1 protein-coding gene and 1 pseudogene are annotated in these 1929 nt (G+C 62.2%); one reads left to right on the forward strand and one right to left on the reverse strand.

What is annotated here, in order from left to right; genetic code table 11:
• Window positions 1–268: 268 nt before the first annotated feature.
• Window positions 269–847 carry a TerD family protein gene (locus RHBS_RS27315; protein WP_121873582.1) on the reverse strand — a complete coding sequence of 193 codons (579 nt, stop codon included), beginning with the start codon at window positions 845–847 and terminating at the stop codon, window positions 269–271.
• A 226-nt stretch (window positions 848–1073) separates the two neighbouring features.
• Between RHBS_RS27315 and RHBS_RS27320 the strand changes: the two are divergent.
• Window positions 1074–1821 (forward strand): annotated as a pseudogene (locus RHBS_RS27320) (DUF1906 domain-containing protein).
• The last annotated feature ends 108 nt before the right edge of the window (window positions 1822–1929 follow it).

The raw sequence follows: 1929 nt of genomic DNA on the forward strand, positions 1-1929 counted from the left end.
CTGCGCCAGCGGATCGGCCGGCGCCGGATCCGCTGCAGCAGTGGCGGGAACAGCGAGCAATGCCGCGCAGGAGAGCGCGAGCGCGCCCGCCAAACGGCTGAGGCGACGAGACATGTGTGACTCCTGTGACTGATGTGGCTTATGTTGCGTGTGCGCTGATATCACCACACATCATCTGGGCGTCACAAGTTCCGACCCATACCGTTGTCCAATCGAGACGCGCTCACCCGCCGGACCAACCGATACCGGTGGGTGAGCGTCGACGCTTCTAACCCACGTCGATGCCGAAGTCGCGCACGATTCCCTCCAGGCCCGAGGCGTAGCCCTGGCCGATGGCGCGGAACTTCCATTCGGCCCCACGGCGGTACAGTTCGCCGAACACCATGGCGGTTTCGGTGGAGGCGTCTTCGCTGAGGTCGAAGCGGGCGAGTTCGCGACCGTCGGACTTGTCCACCACGCGGATGAAGGCGTTGACGACCTGACCGAAGTTCTGGCCCAGAGCATCGGCGTTGTGAATGGACACCGGGAAGACGATGGAGTTGACTTCCGGGGTCAGGGCTGCCAGGTCGACATCGATGCTCTCGTCGTCGCCTTCGCCTTCGCCGGTCCGGTTGTCGCCGGTGTGCTCGATGGCACCGTCGGGGGAGCGCAGGTTGTTGTAGAAGACGAAGTAGCTGTCGCTCAGTGCCTTCTTCGTGGTGCGAAGTCCGATGGCGCTGGCGTCGAGATCGAAGTCACCACCGGTGGTGGCGCGGACATCCCAACCGAGTCCCACGCTGACCGCGGTCAGGTTCGGTGCTTCTTTGGTCAGCGAGACATTTCCACCCTTGGCGAGCGATACGCCCATGTCCATCCACTCCTCAGCGCGTTCGTGCGTGCATCGTCCTCCCCACCATATTCATGTTCGTGACGTCGATGCTCGAGGTGCTCGTGTGAAGCTGGAGGGAAACGTGGTGGGTGTGAGCAGTGGGGCTGGCGATGCCGATGGGATTGTGGTGGGATACGACAAACGATGGAAGATAGCAGTGGTTGTGCGATTTCTCGGGTAGGCGCGCCGCAGCGATCGAACGACGATGGAGATTTCTGTGCAGGTTTCGCGACGTGAGTTGTTCAAGTACGCCGCCGCGGGGTCCGCGGCCGCCGTCGGATTGGTTGCGCTGGGTACAGCCACCGCGCACGCTGACGCCGGACTCGGCACACTCGTCGACTATTCGGGTGGGGTGCCGTCGCGTCGGCCATCAAGGGGGCCGGCCACCTCGGGGCCGTCCGATATGTCTCCGATCGGCGGCCGGATGCGAACTGGATGATCGGCAAGCCGATGCGCAAGTCCGAGGCCGACTCGCTGACATCCGCAGGCCTGGAAGTGGTCTCGAACTATCAATTCGGCAAGGGGGCCACTTCCGACTGGCGTGGCGGGTACGCAGCGGGCGTGAAGCACGCAGAGCGAGGCCTCGAGCTCCACCTCGCCGCCGGTGGTCCGGCGGACCGCCCGATCTACGCGTCGATCGACGACAACCCCACCGCCGTGGAGTTCGCAACTCTGATCGCGCCGTACATCCTGGGCTGCAGTCGGTGATCGGAGCCGAGAACACGGGGATCTACGCCAATTCACCGACCATCGAATTGGCCTCGGTTGCCGGACTCGGCCAATGGTATTGGCAGCACAATTGGGGAACACCCAAGGGCTTCGTTCACCCCGACGCGCACATTCATCAGATCCGAATCGACAAGGATTTCGTAGGCGGAGTCAAAGTCGACATCAACAATATTCTGAAAGCCGATTACGGGCAGTGGTCGAAATCTGCCGCGGACATTGTCTGAAATACCATCGATGTAATTCATTCCGACCATCATCGAATGTAGCGCGACATTCGATGCGAGCCCCGCGCGCCATTCTTTCCGAATTCTCCTGAACAAACAGTTCGCCCC

The organism is Rhodococcus sp. BS-15, from assembly GCF_000813105.1.
GTDB lineage: Bacteria > Actinomycetota > Actinomycetes > Mycobacteriales > Mycobacteriaceae > Rhodococcoides.